Source organism: Spirochaetota bacterium, assembly GCA_038043445.1.
Taxonomy (GTDB): Bacteria; Spirochaetota; Brachyspiria; order Brachyspirales; family JACRPF01; genus JBBTBY01.
On record JBBTBY010000110.1, the window covers coordinates 1 to 15,560 of the forward strand.

15 protein-coding genes and 1 riboswitch are annotated in these 15,560 nt (G+C 55.8%); of the genes, 2 read left to right on the forward strand and 13 right to left on the reverse strand.

From position 1 onward, the window contains the following. From AABZ39_15490 to AABZ39_15530, 9 genes are all read right to left on the reverse strand, one after another. A partial coding sequence (locus AABZ39_15490) for a nickel-dependent hydrogenase large subunit (GenBank protein ID MEK6796182.1) occupies positions 1–1,028 on the reverse strand: 1,028 nt, incomplete at its 3' end. A 13-nt stretch (positions 1,029–1,041) separates the two neighbouring features. Next, positions 1,042–1,515: an NADH-quinone oxidoreductase subunit C gene (locus tag AABZ39_15495; GenBank protein ID MEK6796183.1), complete on the reverse strand. Its 474-nt coding sequence runs from the start codon at positions 1,513–1,515 to the stop codon at positions 1,042–1,044. An 11-nt stretch (positions 1,516–1,526) separates the two neighbouring features. Next, positions 1,527–1,994, reverse strand: a complete 468-nt coding sequence (locus tag AABZ39_15500; GenBank protein ID MEK6796184.1) for an NADH-quinone oxidoreductase subunit B family protein — start codon at positions 1,992–1,994, stop codon at positions 1,527–1,529. Continuing rightward, entirely contained in the window at positions 1,987–2,265 is a 279-nt protein-coding gene (gene ndhC / locus AABZ39_15505) for an NADH-quinone oxidoreductase subunit A (protein ID MEK6796185.1), read from the reverse strand. Before ndhC ends, AABZ39_15500 begins: the two co-directional genes overlap by 8 nt. Before the next feature lie 75 nt (positions 2,266–2,340). Continuing rightward, on the reverse strand, positions 2,341–2,631 hold the full coding sequence (locus AABZ39_15510) for an NADH-quinone oxidoreductase subunit K (GenBank protein MEK6796186.1): 291 nt from the start codon (positions 2,629–2,631) through the stop codon (positions 2,341–2,343). After that, on the reverse strand, positions 2,628–3,107 hold the full coding sequence (locus AABZ39_15515) for an NADH-quinone oxidoreductase subunit J (protein MEK6796187.1): 480 nt from the start codon (positions 3,105–3,107) through the stop codon (positions 2,628–2,630). Before AABZ39_15515 ends, AABZ39_15510 begins: the two co-directional genes overlap by 4 nt. Then, entirely contained in the window at positions 3,104–4,546 is a 1,443-nt protein-coding gene (locus tag AABZ39_15520; protein MEK6796188.1) for a proton-conducting transporter membrane subunit, read from the reverse strand. Before AABZ39_15520 ends, AABZ39_15515 begins: the two co-directional genes overlap by 4 nt. Continuing rightward, positions 4,543–6,426: an NADH-quinone oxidoreductase subunit L gene (locus AABZ39_15525; GenBank protein MEK6796189.1), complete on the reverse strand. Its 1,884-nt coding sequence runs from the start codon at positions 6,424–6,426 to the stop codon at positions 4,543–4,545. The genes AABZ39_15520 and AABZ39_15525 overlap by 4 nt, the downstream gene beginning before the upstream one ends. Next, on the reverse strand, positions 6,423–7,889 hold the full coding sequence (locus AABZ39_15530) for an NADH-quinone oxidoreductase subunit L (protein ID MEK6796190.1): 1,467 nt from the start codon (positions 7,887–7,889) through the stop codon (positions 6,423–6,425). The genes AABZ39_15525 and AABZ39_15530 overlap by 4 nt, the downstream gene beginning before the upstream one ends. A 171-nt stretch (positions 7,890–8,060) precedes the next feature. Beyond that, a riboswitch (cyclic di-AMP (ydaO/yuaA leader) is annotated at positions 8,061–8,220 on the forward strand. A 47-nt stretch (positions 8,221–8,267) separates the two neighbouring features. On the opposite strand from AABZ39_15530, the gene AABZ39_15535 reads away from it, so the two are divergent. Then, entirely contained in the window at positions 8,268–10,160 is a 1,893-nt protein-coding gene (locus AABZ39_15535) for a potassium transporter Kup (GenBank protein MEK6796191.1), read from the forward strand. A gap of 6 nt (positions 10,161–10,166) precedes the next feature. Here AABZ39_15535 and AABZ39_15540 read toward each other — a convergent pair whose 3' ends face one another. From AABZ39_15540 to AABZ39_15555, 4 genes are all read right to left on the reverse strand, one after another. Then, positions 10,167–10,574 (reverse strand): HEPN domain-containing protein, encoded by a 408-nt coding sequence (locus tag AABZ39_15540; GenBank protein MEK6796192.1) that lies wholly within the window; start codon positions 10,572–10,574, stop codon positions 10,167–10,169. Next, positions 10,564–10,866, reverse strand: a complete 303-nt coding sequence (locus tag AABZ39_15545) for a nucleotidyltransferase domain-containing protein (protein MEK6796193.1) — start codon at positions 10,864–10,866, stop codon at positions 10,564–10,566. Before AABZ39_15545 ends, AABZ39_15540 begins: the two co-directional genes overlap by 11 nt. A 112-nt stretch (positions 10,867–10,978) precedes the next feature. After that, positions 10,979–11,851: an MTAP family purine nucleoside phosphorylase gene (locus tag AABZ39_15550; GenBank protein MEK6796194.1), complete on the reverse strand. Its 873-nt coding sequence runs from the start codon at positions 11,849–11,851 to the stop codon at positions 10,979–10,981. A 42-nt stretch (positions 11,852–11,893) separates the two neighbouring features. Then, entirely contained in the window at positions 11,894–14,974 is a 3,081-nt protein-coding gene (locus tag AABZ39_15555; GenBank protein ID MEK6796195.1) for a hypothetical protein, read from the reverse strand. 90 nt (positions 14,975–15,064) lie between these two features. Between AABZ39_15555 and AABZ39_15560 the strand changes: the two genes are divergently transcribed. Beyond that, positions 15,065–15,560 (forward strand): AraC family ligand binding domain-containing protein (locus AABZ39_15560; GenBank protein MEK6796196.1); only part of this gene is annotated, 496 nt, incomplete at its 3' end.

The window sequence follows — 15,560 nt, forward strand, 5'->3', positions numbered from 1 at the left end:
AGCATATGCTTCGTCGCGACCCAGTTCGCGAGCGTAGGCGCACGCACGCGCACACGCTCGGGCTTATCCGTACCGTTCGCGGCTATGTAATGCACATCCTCGCCGCGCGGCGCTTCATAGCGGGAAAGCGCTTCACCGACGGGGATCTTAAGCGGTACTTTCACGCGTATCTCGCCGTCGGGCAGATTATCCACAACATAGCGTATTATCTTGCAGCTCTCAAGCGCCTCAAGCATGCGGACCACCGTGCGTCCGTGCACATCGTTCGTCTTGGCTGTGGCCACATCGAAGGGCATTTCTGCGTATGCGGCATACGGATCGTCCTTCCTCACATCGCGCGGTACATCGGATGCGCGCGCGGTGGGGCCGACGGCACCGTAGAGCAGGACCTCTTCTTTCGTGAGAATACCGACATTCTGTGAGCGGGCCAGGAACGTCGATTCTTCCATCGCAACGCCGATATAATATTTTGTGCGCTCTTCTATCTTCTTTATAACGATGCGTATCTTCTCTATCTGCGAGGACGAAAGATCGCGCCGAACGCCGCCCGTGGTGTTCACCGAATAGTTCACGCGGCTTCCGCCGAGCATGGCGAGCGTTTCCATCACGAGCTCACGGTCGCGCCACGAATACATGAGGAGCGTATCGAAGCCTATCTCATGGCCGGCGACACCGAGCCACAGATAGTGGCTGTGCAGCCGTTCAAGTTCCCCCACGAGTACACGTATATATTCTGCGCGGCGCGGCGCCTTGATGCCGGCTATCTCTTCCACCGCCTGGATGTAGCAGCTTGTATGCGAATGCGAACAGATGCCGCAGATGCGCTCGAGGAGATAGATCGCCTGCAGATATGTCTTCGATTCAGCGAGCTTCTCAATGCCCCGGTGATTGTAACCGACATTGATCGCCACATCGACGATCTTCTCGCCCTCGACGGTGAGCGTGAAATTACCGGGCTCCTTCAACGCAGGGTGCTGCGGGCCTATCGGTATGACAAGCGTATTATTATCGTTCGAAGCAACGTTCATAACTGTCCTCGTATCACTTTTCTTCGGGTAGCGCTTTCACCAGGTCCGGATCGGTCGGCGGAATGAAATCCTTCCTGAGCGGATATACGCCCTCCGGCCAATCTTCCATGACCGGATAGCGACGGCCCTTTTCAAGGCCGTCAACGCGGAAGCCGAACATGGACTCGAGCTCTTTCTCGTAAAAAATACCGCCGGGATAGATATCCGATATCGACGGTACGACGGGATCGTTCTTCGTTACGGCGACTCGCAGCGTCACCGTGGTGATGCCGTCATTGATATGGTAGAACGCGGTAAGCGTTTCTCCGGTATCGCGGCCGGTGATGAGCGAGAGGTGGAACAATCCCTTGTCCTTCAGTGCGCGCACAACGGACACAAGGTCTCCCGGTGTTAGATTGGCAAAGAGCCGCCGTTCGCGCTTAACTTCTATATCCCGTACCGTACCGAGCGCGGCAAGTATGTCTTTCAGTTCTTCTTCGCGTGCCATGCCTTCATATCCTACGCCGTAGCGGCTTCTTTCGCCGCGGCCTTTTTTACTTTCTTCTTTTCATCAAGCGTCGAGAGGAGTTTCACCACGCCGTCGATGAGCGCTTCCGGGCGTATCGGACAGCCGGGAATGTAGGCGGACACCGGTATCACCCGGTCAATGCCGCCCTCGATGGAATAGCAGCCCTTGAACACGCCGCCCGAGCTCGCACAGGTGCCGACCGCGACCACGAATTTCGGTTCCGGCATCTGCTCGTAGATGCGGATAAGACGCTTTTTCATCTGCTTGGTCACCGGTCCTGTGCACAGAAGCACATCCGCATGCCTGGGCGTCCCCTGAAGGACGATGCCGAATCGTTCGACGTCAAAGCGCGGGGTGAGCGCCGCGACTATCTCGATATCGCAGCCGTTGCAGGAACCCGTGTTCATGTGGAGCACCCACGGCGATTTCTTGACGGCCCATTTTACCAGCTTATTCATGTTTCGTACCGGCCTTTTCCTTGCGCATGAGCACGTAGAGCCCGAGCGATATAGCACCGAGATAGGCGATGACCAGCACTATCGGCGCATGGGAGACCGTGCCGAGCACGAGCGCAACGATATCGATAATGGTAAAGAAAAGCGCGAACAGGAAGAATTGCAGGAAATTCACCGCCTGCGTCTTCGGCCGCACATCCTCACCGCAGGCGTATACCTCGTCGCGCCCGCCCACATTCGCACGGGACTTTGCCGTGAAAATGCTGCCGAGCATATACGACGCATATACTATCGCGACGAATATAAGAAACGCAACGGGGGGAGTCAAGAAGAAGGAAAGGTCCATCGTTTACCCCTTGAGCCGTGAAAGTGTTCGGACATCGATCGACTTCGTGAGACGGTACGTATGCACGATGAACGCGAGTATCGCGACCGCCGCTATCACCTCGATGACGAGCATGGTGATGAAGAGCGCCTGGCCCAGGCCCTGGCTCTTTGTCGCCTGCGATACGCCGAAGAGCGTAAGCGTTAAGCCCTTGACGAGCACTTCGACGGCGATGAGCATGCGTATCATGTTGCGCGAGAAGACGAGGACGTAGAGCCCGATGAAAATAAGGAGCGCTGCGGCATAGAATATCATGAGCGTTTCTCCTTGAAGAACAGTATCACGAGGAACACGCCCGTCAATATGATGAGTATCTGCCCGACAAGATCGAGCGAACGCAAATTCCAGAGCGTCTCACGTATCGGCGCCGTATGCGGGCTTTCCATGAACGAGAGCACCGGGAGATATTTCTTGCCGAACCAGAGGAGCGCACCGAACGCGACCGTAGCGATGGGAAGCCCCGCGGTTATCATCACGGATTCCTTCATCGCCTCTTTATCCGGATTGATGAGGCTTATGGCGGAGATGAAAAGCACGGTGATAAGCCCCGCGGCCACCGACAGTTCGAAGGCGGCGGCGTACGGCGCCCCGAGCCGGAATATCACGATGGAAAGCACGGCGCTGATCACGGCAAGCGAAAGCGCCGCACGGATGAGATCGCGCACGGCGGAGGTGATGAGGGCAAAGCCCACGATAAGGGCGAAGAGTACCAGATCGATCGAGATGGTCATGGGAGTACTCCAGCGCTTGTCGCATCGCTTGCCGCATTCATGAGCACATCGGCGGCAGGCGCGATGAATGCACTTATCGTCGGCGAGAACCCTATGCCCGTAACGATGGATATCGCCGCGAGAAGAACGGCCGGGATGATGTACGTAAGGGGCGCTTCACGCACCGAGGCGACCGCTTCCGATGCTTTGCCGAAAATGACCTTCCTCTGGAACACAAGGAAATACCAGAGCGTGAGCACGCTCGCAAGCGTTGCCAGCACGCCGATGGCCGTCTGTTTCGCCGCGAACAATCCGATGAGGATGAAGAGCTTGCTGAAGAACCCATTGAGCGGCGGTATGCCCGCTATCGAAAGCGAACCGACAGCGAATGTCCCCGAGGTGACGGGCATCTTCTCGCCGATGCCGCTGTACTTCTCAAGCTCGCGCGACTTCGTCGATGACTCAAGCGACGCCATGTTTATGAAGAGAAGGCTTTTGAGTATCGCGTGATTGAAGAGATGGAACACGCCGCCCACAACGCCGATGGGATTGCCCGAAAATATGCCGAGCACGATGTATCCCATCTGGCTTATGCTCGAATAGGCGAGCATGCGTTTGCCGTCCGGCTGATTTATCGCGAGCACCGCGCCGGTGACCGCGGTGATGATGCCTATGACGAGCATTATCATCGATATCGCCGGTGTTACCCCGATAACGGTGACAGCAATGCGTATGAGTGCATAGAGACCGACCGCTTTGGTGATGATGCCGGCAAGTGTTATCGAGATCGGATTGGGCGAAGCACCGTATGCATCGGGCACCCAGGTGTGGAACGGGACGAATCCCGACTTCACGAGGAAACCCGCGGCAAGGAGCATGAGGCAGAACAAACCCGGCTTTACCGATTCGGGTCGCTTCACGCCGACGGATATCTCCGCGAAGGAAACGCCGCCGGTGATGCCGTAGAGTATGAATATGCCGAGGAGGATGAACGTCGTCGCCACCGTGGACAGGATGATGTACTTGAACGCCGCCTCGAACCCTTCGACATTCCTGTTGAATGCAATGAGCGCGAAGGTGGCGAGCGATGCCACCTCGATGAATACATAGAGCGTGAAGATATCGTTCACGAGCATAATGCCGTTCATGCCGGCGATGGCAAGCGACGCGAGCGCGTAGTACGTATAGTCGTTGGTGAAGGAAAGCGACGCGAAAGCGGTGACAAGCGCGACTATGGCGATAAGCACTATCATGAGAATGGAGAACTTATCCGCGGTAAGCGTGAAGAACATCGGCCACGGCGGCATGGCGTTCAATACGGCGAAGCCATGGAGCGCCACGTACGCGGCAACCGCAGCGAGCAGAAGCGTCATGGCGAAGAACACGATATGCGCCTGTTTCCTCAGGAACGGAACGATCAGTGCTGCAGCGACCGGTATAGCTATCAGGAGCGCTATCATAGTACCACCCACAGGAATACAGCGATGAACGCGGCTATACCGCCGAGCATGACGAAGAGGTATCCGTTCAGCGAGCCGGTATGAGCCATACGCAGACCCTTTGACGACACGAGCACAATGTTCTGAATGAGCGTGTCATAGAGCCAGTTGTTCGCACGGTCGATCCAATAGAGGAGTTTCGACCAGCCGAACTGTATCTTCATGCCCACATCGTACGGATCGAAGTATCTCTTTTCAGCACCGCTGTACACGGCGGAAAGGATGGGCGCTTTGCGTATATGGTCCGACGCATGGAGGCCGCTTTTTCCCATGATGACGCCGAGTATGTGATTGATAAGACCGAGTGCGAGAACACCGACGGATATCCAGGTAAGCATGCTTCCCGTCACTTTTGCGAACGTGAAATGTTCATAGAGATGCCCGTGTCCGAGCATGGCGGGTGGCAGCACCGGCTCGATAAGATGCTTCATCGGCACCGAATTCATTACACCGAAGAACACGCATCCTGCGGCAAGGACGAGCATGGGTATGAGCATGACGAGGGGGCTTTCCTTCACCTTCACCGGCTCCTTCGGTTTGTCGAAGTACGCGGCATGGCCGAGCTTTAAGAACGATGCGAACGTGAGCACGGCGCCGACCTCCGCCGCGATGTAGAAAATGAGAAGCCAATTGTTGTTCGCATGTTTCGCGAATTCGAACGCACCTTCGAATATCAGCTCCTTCGAGAAGAAGCCGTTGAATGGCGGCACGCCCGAAATGGAAAGCGCCGCGACAGCGAAGCAGATGAACGTGACCGGCATGGAGCGGAAAAGTCCGCCGAGCTTATTGAGGTCGGTGGTGCCGGTGCGGTGCTCGACGGAACCGCCGGTGAGGAAAAGACATGATTTATACATCGAGTGATTGATCATATGGAAGATACCGCCGGCTATGCCTGCCGGTATGCCGGTACCGATGCCGAGTATCATGTAGCCGACCTGCGAGATGGCGTGATAGGACAGGAGCCGTTTATAATCCTTCTGAATGAGCGCCATCGCCACCGCGAATACTATCGTCACCGCGCCGATGGTAAGAAGCACTATCTGCATGGCGAACGTCATTTTGAAGAAGTCGAGCGTTATGCGCGCAAGGAGATAGATTCCAAGGAGCTTCTCGAGCGCGGCGGGGATGTACGCCATCACCGGGAGCGGTGCATCGACAGCGGCGTCCGGTATCCACGTATGGAACGGCATGGCGCCAGCTTTTGCGGTAGCGCCTATCATCATAAGGATGAATGCCGCGGCTATCGCCGGGGTGTTCATCGTGAGCGATATCTTGTCCATGGTGAGCGTGCCGGCTGCAGCCGATGCGATGGCTATGCCGAGTATGAGCGCAAGATCAGAAATGCCGACGATGATAAGCGATTTTGCCGCGGTGAGGAAGGAACGCTCGCTGCCTATCGCTATCATTCCGTAGAGCGTGAGAAGCAGTCCTCCCCAGAATACGAGGAGGAGCATGAGATTGTTGGAGAGTATCGCACCGTAGCTCATGGCCGCGGTAAGAAGGAAATACGGATAATACAAACGCTGATGCGAGCGCTTCCTCATGAACGCCGCGGAGTAGAGCGCTATCAGTATCGAAAAGCCGGATGCTGCGAGGAGAAGGAATTTGCTGAAGTGATAGAGGCGAAAATCGATGTCGGCGCCGAAGGGCAGCCATTTGTGGAAGATGCGCACTTCGCCGGGAACGGCAAAAAGCGTTATCGCTGCGTAAAGACCGAAGGTAACAGCGATGAGCGTTATCGCCTCGCGGACGAATTTCACACGCTCAGGGAACAGTATCGCGATAATACCGGCAGCAGCCGGAACCACTATCGAAAGGATTATCAGCATCTCGTTCGTCATGGTTTCCCCGCTATCGTCAACACGACATGGGTAGCCTTGCTCAATGCCTGTGTTGCCGGCTTAATGAAGTCAAGCGGATACTGCATGAGAAAGCCCGAAGCGAGCGAAAGCACCGCAAGCACAATGACCGTTATGAGCATGGTGGGCGATCCCTCTTTCACATCGGCTTTTACTTCGCTTTTATCGTTCGGTGCAAGGAATACCATATTAAAAACGCGGAAGAGATAGAGCATCGTCATACATGCGGCGAGCACGAACACGCCGGCTATCCACGTCTTACCGCTGACAACGGCTGAGGCTATCACCTGGTACTTGGCAAAGAATCCGCCGAGCGGGGGAATGCCCATGATGGAGAACGCGCAGAGCGCGAAGGCCACCGTCGTTATCGGCATGCGCTTGAAAAGGCCCCCGAGCTTACGAATGTCTTTGACATGTGTGTTCTGTTCGACGATGCCGGCGCAGAGGAATAATCCCGCTTTGCCGAGGCCGTGCACGAGTATATAGAGGATACCGCCGGATGTGCCGATGGGGTTGAACATCGTAAGACCGAGAAAGATGAAACCTATCTGGCTTATCGTCGAATAGGCGATGATGCGCTTGATATCGGTGTCGATGAAAGCCGCACCCGCCGCGATAAGCGAGCTTGCCGCAAGCACGATGGGAAGCCATTGCTGCCAGAACTCAGGAAGAATGAGGGTCGCGGTGAATATGCGCGCAAAGACATAGATACCGATCTTCACGAGCACTGCCGCGTGGAGGATGGCGGTCACCGGCGTAGGCGCAACACCCGCATCGGGGAGCCACACCTGGAGCGGAAGTGTCGCCGACTTCGACAGAATGCCGAAAAGGAGGAACATCGTAATAAGCACCGATGTCGTCTGCCCTTTCATCTGAGTAAGATCGGCCGTACCCTTCTCTCCATAAAGAAGGATGAAGCCGATGAGCATGACAAGGGCTCCGAACACGGTGATGAGGAAGGCCTTGTTCGCTTTCCACACCGTATCATTGCCGCGGAAAAAACCGATGAGGCGCCAGCAGGCGATGGCCGCTATTTCCCAAAACGTGTATATCATGAAGAGATTCGCCGAGAAGACTATGCCCATCATCGAGCCGACAAAGAGAACTACGATGAGGTAATATTCGTTCTGATTCTCGTAATGGCTGATATAGCCTATCGAATAGAACACGATGAGCGCGCTTATGAATGAAGACACCGACGCGACGAAGACCGACAGACTGTCGACGACGAACACGACGGACACGATATCGTGTATCTGCCAGCGTATCACCTCGGTGCCGCCCCCTGCCACGAACATGATGAGGGGAATGCTTGCCGCGAACGTGACAATGGTCAGGAGGAGCGCAAAGACATTGCGCACCGTCTTTCCGAACACGCTTGTCAGGGGGATAAGAAAACTGCCGATCACCGGCACGAGAATGATGAGAGCTACATACAGGGCCACATCGTTTCCTTGTGTCGTTCGTTAGAGACGCGAACGTTCAGTAGGCCCTCGACTATACCAAATCGTCTTTTTTTGTCAAGTGCCGTTGGAAAAAATCGCACGCCGATCGCGCTGCAGATACCCGCGCACGCTTTGCACACGCTTGACTGTGAGAGAAAATCGATTACCTTATCCGCATTGCAGCCGAGACCATGTTCTTTCCAGAGCATGGTGCGGAGGAACCACCGTTCCGGTCTTAAAAGCCGGGGCAGGGGCGAACGGACACCGAGTCCCAGGTCACTTCCATGACCGAGCCCGTCAGCTAACTTCGCAGGCGTTTGGAAGGGCGATCCATCGGGCATGTACATGGGTCTCCCAATTCAGTACGGGAGAAGTGTTATGGCTGAGAAAAATATCATTCCTGCCGACAAACCGCACCGCACCGGCATCATCGCGCTTACGCTTGCGGCGCTCGGCATCGTCTATGGCGATATCGGTACAAGTCCGCTCTATGCACTTCGGATCTGTTTTACGGAACACGGATCGGCAGCGCCCACACCGGAGAATGTGCTCGGCGTGCTCTCGCTCATCATCTGGGCCGTCATACTCCTTGTCTCCGTGAAATACATGCTGTATGTCCTCAGGGCGGACAATAAGGGCGAAGGCGGCATACTCGCGCTCATGAACCTTTCGCGCAGGGGTCTCACCGGTGCAAAGGCGGCGCTCATCACGGGGCTCGGGCTTTTTGGCGCGGCGCTCCTTTACGGCGACAGCCTTATCACACCCGTCATATCCGTGCTCTCCGCGCTCGAGGGTCTTACCGTGATCGATCACAGCTTCACGCCGTTCATCGTGCCGATATCGCTCGTCGTGCTCATAGCGCTCTTTGCCTTCCAGCGCCTGGGGACTTCCGGCATCGGCACTGTTTTCGGCCCGGTCATGATACTGTGGTTCCTTTCGCTCGCAGTACTCGGCATGATATCGCTCGTAGAGACGCCGTATGTGCTCAACGCGTTCAATCCCCTTCACGCCGTGAACTTTGCGCTGCATAACGGCGGCAAGGCATTCCTCACGCTCGGCGGTGTATTCCTTGTGCTCACCGGCGGAGAAGCTATCTATGCCGATATCGGTCACATGGGCAAGGGCGCCGTACGGCTCGGCTGGTATGTCCTCGTGCTCCCTGCGCTTCTCATGAATTATCTCGGACAGGGCGCGCTCTTGCTGCGCGATCCGGCGAACCTCAGCGGCCTTTTCTTCCGTCTCGCCCCGGCGTGGGCCGTACTTCCGATGACCCTTCTCTCGACGGCGGCAACCGTCATCGCGTCACAGGCGGTCATCTCAGGTGCGTTCTCGCTCGCGCGGCAGTCGGTGCAGCTCTCGTATAATCCGCGCATGAACATCATTCACACATCGCACACGATGATCGGACAGGTCTATGTGCCCGTGGTCAACTGGCTCCTGCTCGCCGGCACCATCATTCTTACGCTCTCGTTCCAGAAGTCGGATAATCTCGCCGCGGCGTATGGTGTGGCCGTATCTTGCACCATGCTCATCACCACCGTCCTCATGTTCGTCATGGCCGTGTACCAATGGAAATGGAATATCGTGCTCGCGGCGGTGCTTTCGTGCGTGTTCGTCGTCATCGACCTTTGCTTCTTCGGCGCGAACATCATGAAGGTCATGAACGGCGGTTTCATCTCGCTCCTCATCGCGCTTGCGGTGTTCATTGCCATGATAGTCTGGCGGCGAGGGCGCGAACTTGTGAAAAAACGCATCGATGCAGAATCGCTCCCGGTGGCGCTGTTCGTCCGCGACGTCGTGAGCCGCCATCCCCGAAGGACGCCCGGCACGGGTATTTTCCTTTCCGGGAACCCGGAAGGCATACCGCGCACGCTCCTGCACAATTTCAAATTCAATCAGACGCTGCATGAGACGACGGTGCTCATGACCGTACAGACCGTGGAAGAACCGACCGCACCGGAAGCGGAGCGCATATCCGTCATCGGCCTCGGCGAGGGACTGTTCCGCGTCATCGTGAAATTCGGCTACATGCAGCAGCACAATCTCCCTTCACTCTTCGAACGCGTCGTGCTCAACGGCGTAAGTCTCAATGCGCTGACGGCGACCTATTTCCTCGGTAAGGAATCGTTCGTCCCGGCGAAAAAGCCGCTCCTGTGGCCGCCGTGGCGCGGGCTTTTCATCTTCCTCGCTCGTAATGCGCGTGACGCGTCGGCATACTACAATCTTCCGGTCAACCGCGTTATTGAATTGGGCATGCAGATGGAAGTGTAAGGCGCTTTACCGCTTCGTGGCGATACGCCCTTGTATGTCCGAAAGGAAATGCGCCACTTCGTCTGCCTGCACACGGATCTCGTTCCAGTTCTCTTCCTCACGGTCAAAACCGGGATATCGGCCGATGATATATTTTTCCGCAAGAGATTCGCAGAGCGCTTGAACACGATCGGCCAAGAGCGGATCCCGCGATCTCAGCTCATCGGCAAGCTTGACAAGGTCATGGATCTTTATCAGCTGCCAGCCGGTACGGATCAACTCTGCTTTAAGGGTTTTTTCCAATATTTCAGCCAGTTTACTTGCACACATGGCATACGCTATCTTCTCGGAGATCAAATGCTTCACACCGGCAAGTTCCTCGCCGGCTATCAGAAGCCAATCCGCAGGATTATTCGAATCGGTTTTACGCGGCAAGAATAATGCCTTCACGTAATATTGTCTGGAAAAAAAAATCGCCCATGGACTGTTTTTCTTTCAGGCGCACCGGATCGATCGGCAAAAGCGAAAACGCCGGCTTTGGGCGTATCTCGCGTGTAGCACGGCGCAAAAGAACGGCGGCCGTAAGCTGATGGACGGCGCCTGTGCTTACGATGCACAAGTCAATATCGCTATCCGGACCGGCCTCACCGCGGGCGTGAGATCCGAAGAGATATATCGCCTCGATCGGCATCACCGAACTGAAGGCCTCGAGGCATCGCGTAAGCACATCGGCTTCGCCCTGAAGGCTTGCGGGAATGTTTTCTAGAAATACCCTCATATAAGTATGATATATTCGTCACATGGGTTTGTCAACTTTATTGAATCCATTTTTTCAGAGATTATCTGTCTTGTATTTTTTCCCACCAATCATTTTTAATATCGCCGCGCTTTTTATACCGCTCCATGCTCTTTCGGCACACACAGTCCGCATTGCCCGCGGTCGATGCATGCTCCGCTACGGCACGAACGATATCCGGCAGGCGGCTCACCGCTCGCTTGAATTTCTCGGTCTCAGCACCGGTGTTCATGCCCTCGAAAAGTTCGCCGCTCTTGTACGCGCGCTCGACGACGCCCTCGGCATAATTGGTGATATAGCACAATGGATGATAACACATCTCGAGTTCACGTGCGAGAAAGCATTCCGGCGCAAGCGTCATGCCGACGAACGACGCACCGCTCAAGGCGAATTTCCGTATCTCCGCCTTCGTTTCAAGACGCGGGCCGTCAGTGCACACATAGACGCCGCCCTCGCGCACAGGCTCGTTCATCTTCGCCATGACAGTTTTCAGGAATGATCTGATGGTCGGACAGAACACGGGATTCTGCCGCACGAAACCGAGGCCCGATCCTTTGTAGAATGTACGCTCGCGATAGCGCGTTTCATCGAGGATGTCTTCCGGCAGAACGAGATCGCCGACCTGATACGATGTATCGATAGCGCCGGGGCCGCTCCAGCTTATTATGGAAGAAACGCCGAGCTTTTTCAGTGCATAGATGTTCGCGCGGTAATTGACGAAGGGGGCCGCGATGGAATAGCCCTTCTGCCCGTGCCGCGAAAGATAGTATACCGGTATCGGATCGTTCTGAATGATGAATATCGGCTCGCTCTTCCCGAACGGTGTCGTGATGCGCTTTTCCCCGAGGAACGTTATCTTCGCCTCGGATATTATCCGATAGCCGTTGCTTCCGCCGATTATCGCGAGCGATTCCATGGGGCGATTGTAGCACGTACCGATGAAAAAGTCACTCGCCGGCTATTTTTTTCTGAGCACTATCACATAGTCATGATCGCTCGCGGGCACGGTCAGCTCGGAAGTACCGGCGGCTTCCTCCTCCCGTACATCGCCCTCTAGATCGTATACCCATCGCGTATATGACGCATGCGGCAGGCTGAACGATATCGAAAGCTCGGCGCTCGCACGTGTGCGCGCGACACCGAAACCCCTTGTCGCATCATTGCGTTTCAGTATCTCGGTCCCCGAATAATTGCGCGCGTAGATAAGTATACGCTCATAATTATTGCCGAAAGCCATGGCGGCCTGATATCCCTTCCCCACCCGAACATACTGTTTCCCTGTCGGCAGAGCCTTCTCCGCAAGCGGCGTACCGCTTCTTCCGGAAAGCGAAAAGTCGAAGTGAGCACCGGCATCGAGCGCGCGGCGATTGTGCGCGAGGAGCGCGTAATAGTCGGCGCGATTGGATTGATAGTAATAGTAATCGGCACCGACGTTGTGTGATGCATCGACGACCGCATCGGCCTTGTCGCGGCGGAAGGTCGCAAGATCAAGGCGCGACATTATCTCTTTCACCGGCCGGTACACGGACGATTCATTGCCTCCGAAAAGCCAGAAGCAATGTCCCGGGTCGTTGACAAGCGCAAGCCATACGATATCGCGGAGGAGATACTGCGGCGTGTCACCCGACTTGAAAAAATTATCGAACCATCCGCTTTCACCGAGGAACGCCGGCTTATTGCAGGCGCGCCCATAACGGGTAAGCGTATTGATGAAATTTCCAAGCTCGATATCATCGTCGGCAAGCGTCGCCGCATGCGCGTCCGCGCGTGTCTTCTCCGACTGCGTGGGATACTGATGATAGGTATACAGGTCCACCGCAGTAGCGCGTGTAAAAAAGTACGGATCGCCGGATAAAAGTCCGCCGCCGCCCGTGGAAGCCGACACCGGAGTGACCGGATCGACGGCCTTTATCGCCGCGGTCATCTCATTGATCCACGATGCCGGGGCACCCAGCATTTCATTTTCAAGTTCGTACGTGAGTATGTTCGGCACATCAACAAGATGCGGTATCAGTTCGGCAAGATACTCACGCTTGCATCGGCGCGCGTCCGCATCCACATACCGCATCGGGGCGATGTTCTTATCGACGAAGAAACGCTTCCGATATGCCGGATGATCATCGAACGACGTGTCGGGAAAATGCGGGAGCACTATCTTCTCGATGATCTCTCGGTTCACGTACGGCGGCTTCTTATAATCCTCAAGCAGCACGACGATGAAATGTATGCCGAAGCCGCGCGCTATCTCCATATATTCCTTCACGGCGGCAAGCTGCGACTCATCGACTTTGCCGATGAGGTCCATGTTGCGGAGCATGAGCCGGAGCGTATTGACGCCGTTGTTCGAGAGCTGCGAGAACCACTGGGTAAGATCGCCGCGCGTCTTCTCATCGAACGGTACCGCGGCAAGGAATGGTTTTGGATTACAGGGAAAAAGATCGAAGTTGCCCTTGAAATCCGGCGGCTTGAGCGGCCAATTCGCATAATGACCGCCCAGCGGCAGGAACACACTGCCGTCGGAATATCCATAATATCCGTTCTTCAGCAGCGTTATCGCGTTCTTTTTCGTACGCCTCGGGGATACATGAACAAAAATACGTTCACTCGTAAGCGATGCGAACTGCGGCTGTATCTCCCCTGACGCGGCAGCTCGGTACGATGCGGATGCGATACCGTTCCTGAATTCCGTACCGCCGGAGAGTGTTCCGCCTCCCGCATCGAGCCATGTGAATGAACCGTTCTCCGCCACCGTATTCCCGAAACGGTCGGCGATGCGAGGCAGTATCGGGAACGATTCCCCTTCACGTACGCACATGACCCATTTCCCGTCCGCAGGGTGCCACGTTCCTCTGCCGGAAAGCGATATGCGCACTATTTCGCGCGCCGCAGGTGACAGTTTCATATCCCTGACCGCCTCGACTGACGGCTGAAGCGACGAGGCCGCCCGCACGGAATACGATCCTGCAAGCGTATTGGTGATGACGAGCGATGCCGATCCGTCCTGACGGGATATGCTGTTGTAGATGAACGATCTTTTTGTTCCGGCATGGCGCAGGGTGATACGTACATCCGCATATGCCACCGGCTTTTTCTGCGCGTCCTGCACCTGTATCTGCAGGGGCACCGCCTCTCCAGCGATGCCGTCCATTACGGCGAGCGAGACCGCCGTGGGTTCGGTGCTGTTATATCTTGTTGCCGCTGCGCCCACTGTCGCGTCGACTGCAGGGAGTAGCCGCACCCAATCTATCTCGACATGCGCGGGCGAATTAAGCTTGTCGGTCGGATCGATGCGTATCGATCGGAGCACGCCCTTGAAATTGGCGTCCCGCGACAGATGTATCCGTATGATCTGCCAATCCTTCCCCCGAACGATGAATTCATATTTCTGAATACCCGCTTTGTCGGAAAGGCAGAACACCTGCCACGGTGCGGCATCCACGCTCTGGCGTACACGCATAAGGAGCGTCGTATACCGTGCAGTATCGATGTTCTCTTTCGGCCCTCCGCCGAACATATCGCCCCAGGTGAACCATGGATCGCCGACGGCATCGAACGACAGAATGCCGTCGTTCACCGTCTTGTTCTGAATATTCTCAGGCGCATTCCCCCACGCATGGATATTCGCCGTTCCTCCGTCGTCAAAATCCCACGACTTCCCGTACGCGGCCTTCGCATAATCCGGTACGGATACCATCGCATCTGTCGCTGTCTTTCCGTCCCACGCCGCTCCGGTATACGGATGCACGGCAAGCGCGTAGTAGATATGATATGTCTTCGCTGCCGCGGTTGGCCAGAAGAGATAGCCTCCTTCGAATATGGGGCGTATCGCCGTCGGCGCGCTTGCGTCGGCATCATATATCCGTATCGACGCCGGTGCTGCCTTTTCGAAACCTGGCAGTGCCGATGTCGGTATTTGCACGAGCGTATCATGCGTATTCGCCGGCACGGCGACAATAAGCCTCTGCTGCCGCTCAGTATCCATCCAGCCGGCCGCGGGGAGCATGACACATACGCTGACAAGCAGGATAAGGATACGCATGGAGCACCTCCGACGGAATGTAACAGTATACTCACATCGGCGGAAAATGGGAATGGAAATTTTGGCGTGTGTATGGCATAATTGGTATCAGTGAACACTCAGAACGATAACGCTCTACGGGAGATCCGTGCCGCATTGCCGAACGATCGGGTGAGCTTTATCGTTTCCGGCAAACGGCTTTCAGCTTTATCAGCAGGGATATATTCCCCCGCTCCCCATGCGCTTGCCGACACGCAATGTCTCGATGATTTTCGTCTGCTCTATCTCCTCTCCGGCAGCGGCACCTATACCGATGCGAACGGCGTGGATCGGACATTGATCCCCGGGAGCGTCCTCTTCCGCATTCCCGGCATGAAACATACCATAAAAAGAGATGCTGACAACTGGTGTGATTTTTTTGTTACGCTTCCGGGATCATTCTATGCATCGATGGCGTCGAACGGGTTCATACCATCGATCACAGCCGATATCGCCCCCTCGCAGCGGATCACCCATGCCGTCATCGCCGTCATCGAAACGATGCGTCATGCGCGTGCCGCCGCCGTCCTCTCACGCATACTCGAGCGCTTCGCGGTCGTTGAAGAAC